This is a genomic window from Dinghuibacter silviterrae, assembly GCF_004366355.1.
In the GTDB taxonomy this organism is placed as follows: domain Bacteria; phylum Bacteroidota; class Bacteroidia; order Chitinophagales; family Chitinophagaceae; genus Dinghuibacter; species Dinghuibacter silviterrae.
Genome location: NZ_SODV01000001.1, coordinates 2,502,157 through 2,518,921, shown reverse-complemented (window position 1 = coordinate 2,518,921; position 16,765 = coordinate 2,502,157). Strand labels below are relative to the sequence as shown.

Annotated in this window: 15 protein-coding genes; 5 read left to right on the top strand and 10 right to left on the bottom strand. The window is 58.3% G+C overall.

What is annotated here, in order from left to right; genetic code table 11:
* Nucleotides 1-2: 2 nt before the first annotated feature.
* Nucleotides 3-1,247: an NAD(P)/FAD-dependent oxidoreductase gene (locus tag EDB95_RS11130; RefSeq protein ID WP_133993581.1), complete on the top strand. Its 1,245-nt coding sequence runs from the start codon at nt 3-5 to the stop codon at nt 1,245-1,247.
* Nucleotides 1,248-1,258: 11 nt separating this feature from the next.
* On the top strand, nt 1,259-2,983 hold the full coding sequence (locus tag EDB95_RS11125) for a DUF885 family protein (protein WP_133993579.1): 1,725 nt from the start codon (nt 1,259-1,261) through the stop codon (nt 2,981-2,983).
* 128 nt (nt 2,984-3,111) lie between these two features.
* On the opposite strand, the gene EDB95_RS11120 is transcribed toward EDB95_RS11125, so the two are convergent.
* From EDB95_RS11120 to EDB95_RS11085, 8 genes are all read right to left on the bottom strand, one after another.
* Nucleotides 3,112-3,303: a hypothetical protein gene (locus tag EDB95_RS11120; protein WP_133993577.1), complete on the bottom strand. Its 192-nt coding sequence runs from the start codon at nt 3,301-3,303 to the stop codon at nt 3,112-3,114.
* Nucleotides 3,304-3,346: 43 nt separating this feature from the next.
* On the bottom strand, nt 3,347-3,943 hold the full coding sequence (locus EDB95_RS11115) for a Crp/Fnr family transcriptional regulator (RefSeq protein ID WP_162852554.1): 597 nt from the start codon (nt 3,941-3,943) through the stop codon (nt 3,347-3,349).
* 82 nt (nt 3,944-4,025) lie between these two features.
* Nucleotides 4,026-4,799 carry a response regulator transcription factor gene (locus EDB95_RS11110; RefSeq protein ID WP_133993573.1) on the bottom strand — a complete coding sequence of 258 codons (774 nt, stop codon included), beginning with the start codon at nt 4,797-4,799 and terminating at the stop codon, nt 4,026-4,028.
* Nucleotides 4,800-5,093: 294 nt separating this feature from the next.
* Nucleotides 5,094-5,399, bottom strand: a complete 306-nt coding sequence (locus EDB95_RS11105) for a hypothetical protein (RefSeq protein ID WP_133993571.1) — start codon at nt 5,397-5,399, stop codon at nt 5,094-5,096.
* 129 nt (nt 5,400-5,528) lie between these two features.
* Entirely contained in the window at nt 5,529-5,738 is a 210-nt protein-coding gene (locus EDB95_RS11100; protein ID WP_133993569.1) for a hypothetical protein, read from the bottom strand.
* Nucleotides 5,739-5,824: 86 nt separating this feature from the next.
* Nucleotides 5,825-6,088 (bottom strand): helix-turn-helix domain-containing protein, encoded by a 264-nt coding sequence (locus EDB95_RS11095; RefSeq protein ID WP_211352080.1) that lies wholly within the window; start codon nt 6,086-6,088, stop codon nt 5,825-5,827.
* A 12-nt stretch (nt 6,089-6,100) separates the two neighbouring features.
* The gene (locus EDB95_RS11090; RefSeq protein WP_211352079.1) at nt 6,101-8,290 is read right to left on the bottom strand and encodes a peptidase domain-containing ABC transporter; all 2,190 of its coding nucleotides are present in this window, start codon (nt 8,288-8,290) and stop codon (nt 6,101-6,103) included.
* Between the two features lie 5 nt (nt 8,291-8,295).
* The gene (locus tag EDB95_RS11085) at nt 8,296-9,426 is read right to left on the bottom strand and encodes an HlyD family secretion protein (RefSeq protein ID WP_133993567.1); all 1,131 of its coding nucleotides are present in this window, start codon (nt 9,424-9,426) and stop codon (nt 8,296-8,298) included.
* Between the two features lie 101 nt (nt 9,427-9,527).
* On the opposite strand from EDB95_RS11085, the gene EDB95_RS11080 reads away from it, so the two are divergent.
* Nucleotides 9,528-10,289, top strand: coding sequence for a class I SAM-dependent methyltransferase (locus tag EDB95_RS11080; protein ID WP_133993566.1), 762 nt, complete (start codon nt 9,528-9,530; stop codon nt 10,287-10,289).
* 3 nt (nt 10,290-10,292) lie between these two features.
* Here the strand turns inward: EDB95_RS11080 and EDB95_RS11075 are convergent, their stop codons facing one another.
* Together EDB95_RS11075 and EDB95_RS11070 are read right to left on the bottom strand one after the other, a co-directional pair.
* Nucleotides 10,293-10,973 (bottom strand): siderophore-interacting protein, encoded by a 681-nt coding sequence (locus EDB95_RS11075; protein WP_133993565.1) that lies wholly within the window; start codon nt 10,971-10,973, stop codon nt 10,293-10,295.
* A gap of 111 nt (nt 10,974-11,084) precedes the next feature.
* On the bottom strand, nt 11,085-12,713 hold the full coding sequence (locus tag EDB95_RS11070; RefSeq protein ID WP_246073606.1) for a chloride channel protein: 1,629 nt from the start codon (nt 12,711-12,713) through the stop codon (nt 11,085-11,087).
* Between the two features lie 75 nt (nt 12,714-12,788).
* On the opposite strand from EDB95_RS11070, the gene EDB95_RS11065 reads away from it, so the two are divergent.
* Nucleotides 12,789-13,457 carry a Crp/Fnr family transcriptional regulator gene (locus EDB95_RS11065; protein ID WP_133993561.1) on the top strand — a complete coding sequence of 223 codons (669 nt, stop codon included), beginning with the start codon at nt 12,789-12,791 and terminating at the stop codon, nt 13,455-13,457.
* 204 nt (nt 13,458-13,661) lie between these two features.
* The gene (locus EDB95_RS11060; RefSeq protein WP_133993559.1) at nt 13,662-16,754 is read left to right on the top strand and encodes a SusC/RagA family TonB-linked outer membrane protein; all 3,093 of its coding nucleotides are present in this window, start codon (nt 13,662-13,664) and stop codon (nt 16,752-16,754) included.
* Nucleotides 16,755-16,765 lie beyond the last annotated feature (11 nt).

The following is a 16,765-nucleotide window of genomic DNA, read 5'->3' as shown; positions in this document are numbered from 1 at the left end:
CAATGAAGGCAGTGGTTATCGGCGGCGGTATCACCGGGCTTTGCTCGGCCTGGTACCTGCGCAAGGCAGGATGGGACGTGACCGTGCTGGACCGGTCCGACCTGAAAGACAATTGTTCCTACGGCAACCTGGGCATGATCGTCCCCAGCCATTTCGTTCCCCTGGCCGCACCCGGGATGGTGATGCAGGGGATCAAATGGATGTTTGACTCCAGCAGCCCGTTTTACATAAAGCCTTCTTTGAACCCGGCCCTGGTTTCCTGGGGCTGGAAATTTATGCGGAGCGCCACCCGTGAACACGTGGAGCGCTCCGGACCTTACCTCCGGGACCTGAACGTCTATAGCAAACAACTCTACGAAACCCTGGCGCAGGAGCCGGGGTTCGACTTTGCGCTCGAAAAGAAGGGGATCCTCATGTACTTTAAAACCCCCAGGGTCGCCGAGGAAGAAATCCACCTGGGTATACAGGCCCGCCGGATGGGCCTGGACGTCGAAGCCCTGGAACCCGCCGCCGTACAGGCCCTGGAACCCGGTCTGGATTTGGACATCTTAGGCGCCGTGCACTACCGCTGCGACGCCCACCTTTATCCCAACCGGCTCATGCCGCAGTTGATCGGGGCGCTGCGCGGGGCGGGGGTGACTTTTGAATTGGACGCCCCAGTCACGGGTATCGAGCGTTCGGGGAGCCGCGTGGCGGCCGTTCAAACCACCCGCGACCGGTACACCGCTGACAAATTCGTCCTCACCGGGGGGTCCTGGCTACCGGGACTCGCTGCCATGGCAGGGGTTTCCATCCCCCTTATGCCGGGCAAAGGCTATTCCTTTACCCTCGACAACCCCATCACGTTGTTGAACATCCCGGCGATCCTCTGCGAAGCCAGGGTCGCCATCACGCCCATGGCCGGCAAGATGCGCTATGGGGGTACCATGGAGATCGATAAGGTCAATGACAAAATCCGGATGAACCGGGTCGAGGCCATCGTGTCTTCCGTCTCGACCTACTTCCCGGGCATCCGCCTGGAGGTTCCTTCGGAAAAGGACGTCTGGTATGGCTTCCGTCCTTGCTCCCCGGACGGATTGCCCTATATCGGCCCCGCCAAAGGAACGGACAACCTCCTGGTCGCCGGGGGGCACTCCATGATGGGACTCAGCCTGGGGCCCGCCACCGGCAAGGTGATTGCCGACATGGCGGAAGGGCGGATGCCGGAAGTGGCGGTGGACGCGTTCCGCGCGGACAGGTTCTCGTAAAACCCTCTCTTATGATACGATTGTTCGTGGCCGTGCTCGTTGCCGCGCTCCTGCCTGGCGTTAGTCGCGCCCAGGCGGATGTTTACCTCCCCTGTACCCAGATGCCGGAGCTCATCCAGCTCTTCCAGGCCGACCACGCCGCCCTGGACCGGTTCTATTTCGTGGAGATGTCCCCGGAACGCGGCAAGCGCTACCAGGAACTCTGCAAAGCGTACCTCGGCAAACTGGAAGCCACGGATTATAACGCCCTGTCCACCGGTTGCAAGGTGGACTATATCCTTTTCCGCCGGGACCTGAACGAAGAAATCCACCGTTACGACGAGGAAGCGCGAGCCTACCGCGGTTTGCATGACACCTGGTTCCCTTTTGCCGACACCTTGTATGCCATGGAAAAGGCCAGGAGAAGGGGCGCAAAGCCGGACGCCCGCCTGGTGGCGGCCGACTTCGACCGGATCACCCGCCAGCTCCACACCCTCGAAACAAGGCTGGCCGCGGACCCCGGCATCGGGGTGGCCGATGTCCGCTCCGCACAAAGCATCATCGAGGGGCTGAAATATGCCGCGGGCAGCGTTTTTAAATTCTACAACGGGTACGACCCCGACTTCAGCTGGTGGGTCCCCCTCCCCTACCGGGCGCTGGACAGCAGCCTGGAGGTGTATGCCACCGCTTTCGGACACAAACTGGAAGCCAAAAGCCTCCAAAAGGATTCGAGCGGCATCGTGGGCAATCCCATCGGCCGTGACGAGATTGTCCGCCAGCTCCGTTATGAAATGATCCCCTATACACCCGAGGAGCTCATCGACATCGCGAACAAGGAATTCGCCTGGTGCGACAAGGAAATGCTCAAGGCCTCCAGGGAGCTGGGATTTGGCGACAACTGGAAGGCTGCCCTGGAAAAAGTAAAAAATACGTATGTCACCCCCGGAGACCAGCCCGGGGCGATGATGGAGCTCTATAACGAATCCATTGCTTTTCTAAAAGACAAGGACCTCGTCACGATCCCGCCCTTGGCGGACGAAACCTGGCGGATGGTCATGATGAGCCCGCGGCAACAACTGATCAATCCCTTTTTCTACGGAGGTGAAGAATTCAGTATCTCCTACCCTACCAACACCATGAACTACGACGACCGGATGATGAGCATGCGCGGGAACAACCCCCATTTCAGCCGGGCCACCGTCCACCATGAGCTCATCGCGGGTCACTACCTCCAGCAATTCAGCTGCGAACACTATAAGACCTACCGGCACTTCGAAACGCCATTCTGGACCGAAGGCTGGGCCCTCTATTGGGAACGACTGCTGTGGGCCCAGGGCTTCCCCCGCTCCCCCGAAGACCGCATCGGGATGCTTTTCTGGCGGATGCACCGCTGCGCCCGGATAATTTTTTCCCTCAACTACCATACCGGTAAGTGGACGCCACAACAATGCATCGACTTCCTCGTCGACCGCGTGGGTCACGAGCGCGCCAATGCCGAGGGCGAGGTCCGGCGCTCCTTTGTCGGCGGGTACAGCCCGCTCTACCAGGTGGCCTATATGATCGGCGGTCTTCAGTTCGAGGCCCTCAAACACGAACTCGTCGACAGCGGCAAAATGACCTTTAAACAATACCACGACGCCGTCCTCCACGAGAACAACCTACCCGTCGAGATGGTTCGCGCGATCCTCACCAACCAGGCGCCGGCCAAGGATTTCGAGACGCATTGGCGCTTCTATACGCCGCCAATGGCGAACTAGGCGAACTAAACGCAAAGGCCCCAGCAGACGCCGGGGCCTTTTTCTTGCTCAAAAACCCAAATACCAAAATTGCCCGTACTTCATAGGTGTTTTTCAAAAATAACGCCGGCCACATATCCAGAGTAGCCCTATTTCGGCAAGAGGTCGCCGACTTTCAGACCCGGATCCGACAAGCCCTCCAGGGCCGTGTGTTCGAATTGTTGTCTCCATTCGGCATCAAAACCATGAATGGCGGGCCCCCGCAGCAAAACCTCCACTTTCCGGAGCAACTGCAGGACCTGGGTGTCGGTGGTTTTTGTAGTCAGCTTGACAATGGTCATCTCTCCCTACATAGCAATCTAATTTTTTTCGGATACCTATTCGTTATACACGTTTAATAAATGACCCGCCCTTAGGGTTTCCAGACAAGCGTTTCCGGACCTTGCTGAGACCAACGGGCGTGATGCCTAAGTAGGATGCGATGAGGTATTGGGGCACCCGCTGAAACAGCTGCGGACGTTGTATCAGCAACTTACGGTAACGGACCTCCGCACTGTCGTTTTTGTGTGATGCAAGGGTGAACATCAAACGGACGCAGGTGCGTTCGGTCAGCAACCGGCTGATTCGCTCCAGGCCGGGTATTTCATCATACAGTTGCCGGATCGTTTCGTCGTCGAGGCTTTCGACCGTCGTGTCCTCCAGCATCCGTACGAACTGGTTTGACGGACGGCCCGTCAAAAAGCTGTAGTGGTCGCACATGAGCTCTCCCTCAAAGAAAAACTGCGTGACGACTTCCTTTCCCCCTTCCAGGTAATACATCACGCAGCCCCCTTTCTTTACAAAGTACATCTCGCGAAAAACCGTCCCTGCGCGGGCCAGGTATTCGCTCTTTTTCAGGTGCTTCGTTCGAATGTGGGGACGCAACGGTTCCAGGAAGTATTCCGGTCCCACGCGTTTTAGAAATTCTACAAGATCCTCCATAGGCAGTAAGCAAGAACGCCCTTTATTCGGGCGCAAGCTACGGTCCTCCCCCGACCGCGAGTTGTACTTTTTACGCAAAAAGTTAACCTGGACGGGGTACCCGGCCGGGGGGCAGCCCGAACCTGGCCTTATAACATTTGGAGAAGTAGGAAAGGGAACTAAAACCCGTCTCATAAGCAATGTCCTTTACCCGTCCGTAGTTCTGCTCCAGGAGGACCGACGCCTTCAGCAGCCGGAGGTGCAGGATGTATTTCATCGGCGTCATCGAATAGGTCCGGTCGCACCAGCGTTCGAGGGTGGAGACGCTGCAATTCAGGACGCCGGCGATGTCCCCCACCTTGACCGCCGAGTCATAGGCCATGTCCTCGACGACCTGTTCAAACCGCTCCTGGAACTTCAGGTCGAAGTTGTTGCCCGCGATGCCCGCGGCCCTTTTGTCAAAGGCAAACTTATTGGCCTGTTGGATGGAAATGTGGTTGCTCAGCGCCAGGAGGTTCTCGACCTTCAGTTCCAGGGTTCGCAGGTGTACCGGTTTTGTAAGAAAGTCGTTGGCGCCGAACCGGAGGGCGCTGATGGCCTTCTCCTCGTCGTGGAGACCGGACATGGCCAGGATCGGTACGTGGAGGTACCTGCTGTGCCGCCGCATAAACCGGATGACGTCAAAGCCACTTTGTCCACCGGGCAGCAGAACGTCTGTGATCACCAGGTCCGGCGTCTTTTCCTCCAGGACGCGCCTCGCTTCCTTCACCGTAGTCACCAGCAGCACCGTGTACATCCTGCTGAAAAAGATCCGCAATTGTTCCCCCACGATAAAATCGTCCTCAACAATCACGATACGCTTGCCCTTGTCTCCCATAGCCGCGGATTTGATTCCTTTTAAATTTAACAAACATTAGCGGATTGTGTGTGGTTGACGAAAAATTGCAACAAGATGCCCAAATTCTTCAAATAGTACGCGCAATCGATTGCGCGTACCAAGGGGGAATTACAAAGGGGGGCAAAGCCCCCCTTTGTCGCAACGCACAATGCTTTTGGCGCCAGAGCCTAAATTCCCCGCTTAGGCTCTGGCGCCAAAAGCCCCGGAGGACTCCGGGGCTCGACAAATGAAAATTCACAGCTTGTTCCTACATATTGCGTGTGCGTTCCTATGCTAGAGGTTCAGACCGCCACCCAGCAGGCCGTTGCCGCTTCCGCCGAGGAGGCCTCCGCCGAGGAGGTTGCCGGTGCCAAGGGAACCGAGACCCAGCGAACCAAGACCCAGACCGCCCGTTGCGGCATCCAGGTTGGTGGTCAGGTCGGTGACGGTTTTGCTGACGGCGGCCAGGTCGACTTCGAGGTCGGTCGTCAAACCGCTGATGAGCGGGTTCAGGCTGCTGAGCAGTCCGCCGCCGCCATGAACGGCAATGAGTTCCTCAGAGGAGAGCATTTCGAAGCTGTCGATGTAGAGTGTTTTCATACAACGTATAAGTTTTCAGCTAAATTATCCCGAATGTTTTTGCCGACCCACAACGGCGGGCTATACAAAAGAGCCCGTAGGGTTAAGGGGCATAAGGGCGCCGGCCCCAAGAGACCGGCGCACCAGTGATCAAAGCCCGCCAAGACCAAGACCACCCAAACCCAGGCCACTGAGACCGAGGTTCGTCAATGCGTCGTTGACGGTCGTCATCGTGTCATTGACCGCGTCGGTGGCGGTTTTCTGAAGATCGGTTTCCAGTCCGCTCAACAGCGCTCCGGGGTTGGGGAGACCTAAGCCGCCATTGATGGCGGTAAGTTCGAGGTAAGAGAGTTCACGCATAAAATGAGAGATTAGGTGTGGGACAAAACTATCATCCGGACACCTGGTCTACAAACCCGATCAGCTATATAGAATAGCTCCGGCGGTTAAGCGCTGGCGGCGGCAAGACCCGTCACGCGTACTTCTCCTTCCAGGAGCTCGACGGGGGACACCTGGAGCAGTTCCGCGATTTTGAAGAACCGCTCCATCGTCAGGGGTGTCTTGCCGGACTCCAGTTTGGAGAACGCGTTTTGGGAGATGCCCAGTTTGTAGGCCATAAAATCCTGAGAGTACTCACGGTTCCTGCGCAAGCTGTGGATGCTTTCCAGTACCGATTTGGTGCAAACGGTGTTTTTGTTCATATGCTGCATAGTCAAAAAAATTCAGGTTTGAAGGTGGGTGCCCTGGTGGCGTTTCCAGAGGTGGGCGTAGACCTTGCTTGTCTCCAGCAATTCTGCATGGGTACCTTCTCCGATCAAACGGCCTTCCTGCAGGACGACGATGGTGTCGGCGTGCATCACCGTACTCAAACGATGGGCGATCACCAGGATGGTCTTCCCCCCCGCACGCAAGGTGCGGACGGCGTCCTGTACCAACTGGTCGCTGATGGGGTCCAGGGCCGACGTCGCCTCGTCCAGGATGAGGATGTCCGGGTCACGGTACAACGCCCGGGCGATCGCCAGGCGTTGGCGTTGACCGCCGGACAGGTTGACGCCGTGTTCTCCCAGGGGCGTCTGAAAGCCCAGGGGCAGTTTTTCGATAAACTCCGTGATGCCGAGCAAACGGGTGATGCGCATGACCTCTTTCAGGTCGGGGTCGAATTCCCCCACCGCGATGTTCTCCAGAATGGTTCCCGCGAAAAGATCGATCTGTTGGGGGACCACACCGATCCGGCGGCGCAGGGACGAAGGGCTGATATAACGGACATCCATATCGCCCACGAGCACGTGCCCCGCCTGCAAGGGATAAAGGTTTTGTAAAAGGGCCGCCAGGGTAGACTTACCCGAGCCGCTTTCGCCGACAACGGCTGTGATGACGCCTTTTTTGATCGACAGGTTGAAGTTCCTGAATACGTCGGTCCGCGTGCCATAGCGGAAGGAGACGTCCCGGAACGTGATGTCGCCGATCATATCGGGGGTCAGGGCGCAGGCGGCTTCGTGGGTCTCCTGCTCCACGTCCAGGATCTCGAAAAGACGGTCGGCGGCGATCAGCGCGTTCTGGATGCTGTTGTTGGCCCCGATGAGCCCCATGGCGGGCCCGGTAAAATATCCCAGGAGTGCGTAAAAGGACAGGAGTTCGCCCGGGCTTAGGGCGTGGTCGAGGACAAACAGGGAGCCCGTCCACAAAAGGGCGATGCTAAAGGCCCCCGTGAAAAAGGTGGCGGCGGTGCCGATATACATATTGCCCATAGAGGCCTGAAACACGGTTTTGAGCAGCCGGACGAAACGAGTCTCCGTCCGGTCGTTGGAAAAATCCTCCAGACCGAACGCCTTGATCGTGGCCACGGAGTTCAGGGATTCGACGACGTGGCTGCTGAGGTCGGCGCTGTTCTCCATCAACCTGCGCTGCAGCTTTTTGTTCAGCAGGTCGCTGGCCTTGTACACGAGCCCGTACACCGGCAACAGGACGAGCATCATCAGCGCCAGCTTCCAATAGTACAGGAACATGAGGGTAAAGGAAAAAAAGACCACAAATACATTGACGACCATCGTGATGGCCACCTCGTTGATAAACGTCCGGATCTTCACCGCGTCGTTGATCCGGGAGATGATCTCGCCCACGCGCATGGTGTCGAAAAAACGCTGGGGCAGGCTAAGGACGTGTTTGTAATACCCCAGGATGAGCCGGGCGTCGATCTGTTGCCCGGTCTTTAACGCAAAGACGCTTTTGACGTTGCCGATGACAGCCTGGAGCAGGAGGACAGCCAGCATGCCCAGGCTGAGGGTGGTCAGGAGGCCCTTGTTTCCATCCACCAGGACGTTGTCCACGATCTTCTGGACATAGACGGACGTGGACAGTCCCAGGACCGTATAGGCCATGGCGCCCACCAATGCCTGGAGACATACCGAACGATGGGGGGCCAGGAGGTACCAAAAGCGGCGCAGGTGGGACCCTTTTTCATTCCCCGGCTGGAAGGACCCACCGGGCAACAGGAGAAGGGCCACGCCCGTCCAAACGGCCTTGAAGTCCTCGTGCGTCATCCGGTGATATTGACCGTCGGCCGGGTCCATCACCCAGATAAAACGCCGGCCGACGCGATAAAGGACGAAGTAGTGGGCCAGCCCGTTTTTTAACACGACATGGACGATGGCCGGGAGCGGGATACGGGGCAGCCCTTCGAAGGGTCCCTTGACCCCCTTGGCCTGGAAACCCAGGCGTTCGGCCCCCTCCACAAGCCCCAGGACGTTGGTGCCCCGGGTGTCCGTAGAGGCGTATTGCCGTACCCGGGCCACCGGCAGCGACAGGTGGTACCAGGCCGCCACGGACACCAGACAGGCGGCCCCGCAGTCGGTGACGTCCCGCTGTTTGACCCGGCTCCTGGCCGGCATGGTCCCCAAACGAAATAACCGCATACCCTTTATGTTTTTAACCAGTCGCTGGTCCTATCGTATAACAGTTGGTACAGGGTCCGGCGTGTCAACAGGAAGCGGGCCTGGAGCGTCATCCCCTTCTTCAGGTTGCCCCGGAGGCCGCTGCGCATCTCCAGGTAAGTTTTGGCGAAGCTGCATCGTACCTTGAACACCGGGTGACCGTCCTGGAGGATGAAGTCGTTTCCGACGGAGACGACCTTTCCTTCGACAACCCCCCACTCGTTATAGTTAAACGCATCCACCTGGCAGCGTACGGCCATACCCGGCCGGATAAAACCGACGTCCCGGGGGGACACGGCACACTCGGCGACAATATTGGAATCGGGGGAGATCACCGCAAGGATCTCACCGGCTTGTACAAACCCGCCCGGCTGGCGTCCTTCGAATTGCTGAAGGGTGCCTCCAACGGGAGCTTTGATCAGGGCGCCCTCTTTTTCCTGGCGGAGCGCACTCGCGTCGGCGGACAAGCCGCCCGCCTCCAGGCGTAACTTCCCCAGCTGGTCCGCCCAGTCGCTCCGCTGCTGGGCCATGGCGGATTGATAAGCAGCCAGGGCCTTGTCATATTCGTACGACTTGTCCTGGTATTCTTTGGGCGCAATCACGTGTTCGGAAAGAAGGGTACGGTCCGTGGCGACCTCGGTCCGCAGCTTGGCGATCGTTGTCCGTTGCTCCGCCAGTTGCGACTGGTACTTCGCATACTGCCCCTGGTATTGCGCGGAGCGCAGACCGTCGGTCCGGCCCGAAGCGAGCAGCTCCAGGTCGTGGATGTATTTCTCGTGTTCTCCCAGGTCGTAGTCGGTCTCCGCCAGCTTGCTGTCGGACACCTCCTGGCGCAGCCGGAGCAACAGCGCGCCTTCATGGACCGTGGCGCCATCCGTTGCCAGGACCTCGGCGATGGTACCCGACAGGGGGCTACGGATTTCGGTTTTTTCGGCGACGGGCCGGACAAGCCCCTGGGCCGTCAGCGATACATCCACTTTTATGTAGAAGGTAGCAACAACACCGGCCGCCAGCGCGAGCAGGAGCAGCGAATACAACAGCTGCCCCCTGACCGTCACTTTCGGCAGCCAGGAATAGGTAGAATTTTCGAGGATAGCGATCGGAAACAACTGAGCCATAACGCGCGTAGCTACAGGGAAATTAGCGCTTTATCGCTTCTGCTGTCCCCTCCCATGAGAAACTGAATGAAATGAACTGAAAAGAGTACCTTTGGTCCACTATGGACACCTCCTCACTGAACCCTACGCAACGGTTCTCCGATAGGGTCGATAACTATGTCAAGTACCGCCCCACCTACCCGCAGGCCATCATTGCTTTCCTGCGTGACACCATCCATCTGAATCGAAAAAACGTCATCGCCGACATCGGCTCCGGCACCGGGATCTTTACCGACCTGCTGCTCCGGCACGGCTTTACGGTCATCGGCGTCGAGCCCAACCAGGCCATGCGTGAAGCAGGAGACAAATACCTGGCGCACTTCCACCACTTTACCAGCCGGGACGGGCGGGCGGAAGCCACCGGCCTGGAAGACAAAAGTGTGGACCTGATCACGGCGGCCCAGGCCTTTCACTGGATGGACCCCGGTCCGACACGTCTGGAATTCGACCGCATCCTCAAACCGGGAGGACACGTGCTGCTGGTCTGGAACGTGCGCCTGACCGACACCCCGTTCCTGAGGGCCATCGAGGACCTCAAGCGAAACAGGGGCAACAATTACGACGCCATCCATGCCAGCCATGCCAACGAGGAGAAGATCAATGCCTTCTTCGCCCCCGCGGAAGTTCGTCAGAAGTCCTTCCGGCATGACCAGATCATGGACTTCGAGGCGATCAAGGGGCAACTCTTGTCCTCGTCCTACATGCCCCAGGAAGGACAGGCCGGGTACGACGAGATGATCGTAGAGCTTGGGGAAATCTTTCAGAAGTACAACGAAAACGGGGTCGTCCACATGGAATACGAGACCAGGCTGTTCCTTGTATAATGGTCAGCCCCAAAAGCCTTGCGCCTTGATGCGCTCCGGTTCCACGCCCCGAACACGCAATGCGCGTTTCAGGTCACGCACGAGACCGTTTTGCCCCGCTACATAAAAGACCCCCTCGTCCAACAGTTCTTTGCGGTCCGTCACCCAATCCTCCAGGGAATCGCACAGGGGCTCCAACGGCATTCTCAGAAAATCGCCGAAACAAGCCCGGTGCGCCGCTTCTCCCATCAGGATGGCGCCCGTCAGGGAGGAAGTACGGGGCAGGAGTTGCCGGAGGGCGAGAAAGTGTCCCACACCGGTTTCGTCCCCCAGACAAACGAGGCGGGACAAAGGCGCCGGGGCGAAAGGAGAACGGCCGACCCCGGTATAATACAACCGGTCGCCGGGTTTGACAGACCTCGCCCAGCGGCTGCCCGGTCCGTCGTGGGCGGCGTCTATATACAACGTGCCCGTATGCGTAGGCGCGTCCCAGCCCGCAATGGTGTATTCCCGGAAGGTAAAGTGGTTTACCCGGCACTTGATATGTTGGGCTTCGCTCCACCGGGTCATGTCGACGCCAGGCAGGTGCAGGTCGATCTCCACGAAGGTGCCGGGCTCCCAGGGGCGCACACCGGTCACCCGTCCGGTTTTCAGGACGGTCTTTTCCAACAAGCCTATAGTTGTCAGATCTGTCGCAGCCATCATGATGCAAAGTATGTCAGACTGCAAAGCAACACAATACTCCGGCTCTTTGATGAGACAAAACGGGGAAATACTTGGACTATCCGCGGAAAAGTTGCCGGAAGGGTGCGGTACCTATTTCCGGTGGTGTATCATCTTCCGCCCGCGCACCAGCCACTTCCGGGTCGCCAAAGGAGAATGATAGGTTTCCTCCCGCCCTTTTTGTGCTGCATAATAGTGCAACAGGCTGGACGCCGTCAGGACACCGATGACACGGGGATCCTTCTCGCTTTCCAGAACATGAAGTTGATCCGTACCCGCCGAGCCCATCAGGCGTGCCGCCGTGGCGGCGTTATCGGTAGCGTATACAGACGGAGGAGGGATGAGCCCATCGATCCCGACCGGCAACGCCTGGGGAGCGGCGGAGGGTGTAAACAATTGGCGCACCAGGACGCCCTGCAGCAAATCCGGTTCGTACGCATCCGGGGCGGCAACCCCGCGGCGAAGGATCTTTTCCGTCATGATGCTCCCCTTCATGAAGAAAAAGGAGACGAAGTATGCCGCCGTACAAGCGCCCAACAGGGGCAACAACCCGTGCATCTGGCCCGTCGTCTCCAGGGAGAAAACGATGGCGGTGAGGAGGGCGCGGGAGGCCCCGGCAAACAGGGCGGCCATCCCGATCAGGGCGCAGGTTTCGAGGTTGATCCCCGCGGATGGGAAAAGCCGGACCATCCCCAGCCCCAACAAAAGCCCCAGGGCGCCGCCGATCGTAAACAAGGGTGCGAGCGTCCCCCCGGAGGTGCCGCTGCCCAGCGAGATGACCCAGGACAGGTATTTCAGCAAACAAAGACCTAAAATCAGCGTCAGGGGGATGTTCCCCGTCAACAAGGTTCGGATGTTGTCATACCCCACCCCCATCGTATAAGGGGCGAAATAACCGACGACGCCCACCACGACGGCCCCAATGGCGGGCCACCACATCCAGTGGATGGGGAGGTGTTCGAAGGCGTCCTCGACGGCATACACGGTCCAGGTGATGCCCGTGGCGATTAAACCGATGACGACCCCGGCGCCCGTATACGCCGCAAGGGCGGAGGGCGACGGCAGGGGGATGGCTGCCATGGCAAAGACGGGTTCCGATCCAAAAAGCAACAGGTGCATGGCCGCGCCGGTCGCGCAGGCCAGCCCCACCGGGATGATGGAGCGTGCGGAGAATTCAAACAAAAGCAATTCTATCGCCAGCAGCACGCCCGCCAAAGGGCTGCCAAAGATGGCGGACATACCCGCGCAGGCGCCGGCGGCCAGCAGCACTTTTCGCTCTTCGGCCGAGATGTGGGCGATCTGCCCCGTTACGGAGCCAAAGGCGCCGCCCGTGGCGATGATGGGGCCTTCCGCGCCGAACGGACCACCCGTACCGATGGAAATGGCCGCTGAAATGGGTTTTAGAAACGTGATCGGCCAGGGTATCTTACTGTCTTCCAGGATGATTTTTTCCATGGCTTCGGGGATCCCGTGACCACGGATGGCCGTAGAGCCAAAACGGGCCATCACCCCGACGATAAGACCGCCTAAGATGGGGACCAGGACGACAAGTCCCCCCAGGTGATGGCCGGATGGGCCCGTCATGGGGGTGAATTTGCCATAAAAAGCAAGACCGGTAATGCATTCGATCAAGTAAACCAGGCCTTTAGCAATAAAACCGATGAGGATAGCATTGAATAGGGCCTGCAGACTCAGGAAAAGGACGCGCCGATGATTAATCATGGCGCAAAAATATTGCATAAACCCTGATTTTATAACACAACAGCATTAATTTTGCCATAAAATATTACTTAGGCAATGTTTTGCGACCTCTCCAGTTGTTTTTTATGTACCCACTGTATCCCGGAATGGAAGGAAGTCATTGCCTTGCGCAAACAAACCCTGTCGTTCAAAAAAGGGCAACCGGTCTTTTCGGAGGGAGAGCCGGTCGAAGGCATCTTTTTCGTCTATAGCGGTTCGGTCAAGGTGCATCAACAATGGGGAGCGGATAAGGAGCTGATCCTCCGCTTTGCCCGGGCCGGGGACGTCCTGGGATACCGGGGACAGGCGGCGGGTGTACACCCCGTCACCGCCACCCCCCTGGAAGCCACCCAGGTGTGCCATATCCCCCAATCCCTGTTGGAGGCCACCTTTAAAGCCAACCCATCCTTTCTGTACCAGATGATGCAGCTCTATGCAGGCGAGCTCCAGGAGGCGGAAAGGCGGATGCGTCACCTGGCCCTTACAGAGGTCAGGGGACGCATCGCCGACGCCTTGCTGACGATCCGGGGCACCTTTGGGGAAGGACCCGAAGGCTTCGTCAGCATCCCTATTACCCGCCAGGACATCGCTTCCTATGCCGGTACCAGCTACGAAACGGTCTTTAAGCTGTTTACGGAATGGACGGGCCAGGGTATCCTGGATACGTCAGGGAAGTATATTAGGATTCTGGACGACACAAAGCTTCAGGCACTTATTCCCCAGTAATCCACTAGATTATTTTGTTTTTTGTAACCGTTTGCGTAATTTCATTTTCACACTCAGAGATTTCCACCCACTTTATTGCCACGACAGACAAAGGCTCTGACCCTTTGGTACCCAGGCGCGCCCCTATACATCGCTTGCTATGTTTGCTTCCCCGGTTACCGGGCGAGGTAAGGAAATCTTTTTCCAAACGTTAAAAAAAAGGACATGAGAAACTTGCTTACACCAATGCTGACATTGTTGGCGGGGCTGCTATTGTATGGCTCCGCCACCGCCCAGACCCGGCTGACGGGCCGGGTGACCGATCCCTCCGGGGAGCCCATTCCCAACGCCACCATCCGCGAAAAAGGCACCCGTCACGGCACTTCCGCCAACGAACGGGGTGTCTTCACCCTCACCGTTTCTTCGGAAAGGGCCATCCTGGTGATCACCGCGGTAGGGTATGACGCTATCGAGGAGCCCGTACGAGGCCGGCCCAGCGTCACCGTTCAACTCAACCTCGACACACATACACTTTCGGATGTGGTGGTCACAGGCGTAGGTGTCGCCACCAGTAAGAAAAAGGTGGCGATAGACGTGGCCAGCGTTTCGGCCCAGGACTTTGCCAAAAGCGCCACGTCCGATATAGGGTCCGCCCTGATCGGTCAGATTGCCGGGGCGCAGATCCAGCAAACCACGGGCTCCCCCAATTCCAGCGTCAACATCATTCTCCGCGGCATCAATACCATCAACAACGGACCCGGCCCCATCATCCTGGTGGATGGGATCAAGGTCAGCGACATCAACGGCATAGACCCCGCGATCGTGGACCACGTGGAAGTGGTCAAGGGCGCGGCGGCCGGGATGTTGTACGGATCCGAGGGGGCCAACGGCGCCATCCAGATCTTTACCAAACGCGGCGCCCGGAACAGTCGCATGGCCGTGACCGTGAGCTCGAAGCTGAGCCTGGACAACGTCCTGACGGGCAAACGGCCGCTCAACGCGGGCTTCCACCACTACGTCACCGACGCGCAAGGCTATGTCCTCGACGCCACGGGCAACCGCCTCACCCACGACGCGGTGGGGTATTGGCCCGATCCCGTGGAGGAAGACTACAACAGCAACCCTTCCGTCACCAACAGCGAACCCTTTGTCGGCCTGCCGTTGTACAACCACCTGAAACAGGCCTACCAACAGGCCAGCACCTATACAAACGCTGTCAATATCCTGGGCGGGGGCGACAAGACCGACTATAGCTTTACGGCATCGAGGCTCGACCAGCAAAGCATCTTCGGCAACAAATACAACCGGACCAACATGACCCTCAACCTCGGGTTACAGCTCGCCAAAGGGCTGACGTTCCGGACCAATACCCAGGGCATCTTCGGATACGACGACCTCCTCAACGGCAACCGCTTCGGCCTGATCAATACCTATCCCTGGATCGACTTCACGTGGAGGGACTCAATCGGGAACCTGGTGCTCAAACCCAAAAACGAGAACCAGCTCAACTCCCTGTCCGAACGCCAGTGGCACCAGCACTACAACAAGTCGTACCGCGTCCTCCAGGACGTCGGCCTGAACTATAAGTTCCGTCGTTTTCTGGAGCTGGACTACAAGATCGGCGTGGACTTCAACATCACCGACGCCTACGACTATTACCTCAACCAGGACGGCACGCTCCAGTCCGATCTTTTCTGGGGACCCAGCCGGGAAGGTTCGGTCACCGACCAATACACCCTGTATACAAAGGTCAACTCCCTGGCGACCGCGTTTCTAAGGGTGGACTTCGACAAGGACCTGAAACTGCACATCCCGCTCAAGTCCACCACCCAGTTTGCCTACGACTACTGGTCGACCAACGAACGGTACTACTACGCCGAAGGCACCAGCCTTCCCCCCTTCCAACCCGCCAACATCAACCTCGCCACCAACAAGACCTCCGGGGACTATGCGGAGGCCCGGACGTCCTACGGACTCCTGCTCAACGAAACCCTGGACTATGCAAACCTCTTTGGGGTCTCCGGGGGTTTCCGTTCGGACTATTCATCGGAGTTCGGGGATGCCCATACCCCTTTTACTTTTCCCCGGGGAACCGTCTACTTCCGTCCATCCGAACTGATGCACAGCACGGAAGTCACCGACTGGAAGCTGCGGGCGGCCTATGGGTCTGCCGGTACACCCCCCACCGGGGCATACGACCGCCAGGTGACCCTCAACACCGCCACACTGGGAGGCGGCGTCTCGCTGACCCTGCCCACCACCGCGTCCAACCCAGAGCTGAAGGTGCAGCGCACGTATGAGCTGGAAATCGGAACCGACCTCACGCTCGCCCCCGCCAAAGGCCCCTGGCTGAGCAGCCTGACGCTGTCGGGGTCCTACTGGCAGCACAAAAGCAAAGACGTCATCCAGATTGCCCAGGTCGCGCCTTCTTCCGGGTATGGCGGCACCGACGACAACCTCGTGGACCTCTCTTCCAAGGGCGTCGACCTTTCCCTGGACGCCTTCGTAGCCAATATGCGCAACTTCAGCTGGACCCTTGGGGTGCGCTTTGGCAAAGCCGCGACCACCCTTGACAAGGTCTCCAACGGCAAGGACGTCATCACCGGTGAGTTTATCAGCCGCCAGGGCCAACAGCTCGGCACCTTTTACGGACAGGAGCCCCTGCACAGCATCGGCCAGCTCGAAGCCGACGGCAAGACGCCGTACATCAGCCCTTCCCAGGCAGCCAATTACACCCTTGTGAATGGAAACGTCGTCAACACCACCACTTACCAGGGAATGGTCACCAACGCGGCCGACCTCAAAGTGATGGGGCACGCGCTGCCCAAATACACGGCGTCGCTCATCAACCGGTTTACCGTCCTGAAACGGCTTGCGCTCTCCGTGCAATTCGACATGGTCCATGGGAACAGCATCTACAACATCACGCGCCAATGGTTGTACCGCGACCGGTTGTCCAAAGACTTCGACCAGCCCGTGACGATCGCGGGTAAGACGGGTGCCTTTGTCGCCTACTATAACAGTTATTACAACAGCACCAGCCCCATCTCCTGGTTTATCGAAGACGGGTCTTTTATCCGTTTGCGGGACGTCTCGCTGACGTACACCCTCGACCCCTCCTGGCTGGGCCATACCCGTTTTGTCCGCAGCCTGGCGCTGACGGTAGGCGGCCGAAACCTGCTCACGTTTACCAAGTACCACGGACTCGACCCGGAAAACACCGGCTCGGACAGCAACAACAATTTCAACTTAGGCGTGGATGACTTTGGCATTCCCAACATGAAGTCTTATCAATTCGGTCTCACGGCCGGTTTCTAAAACCAGTGATC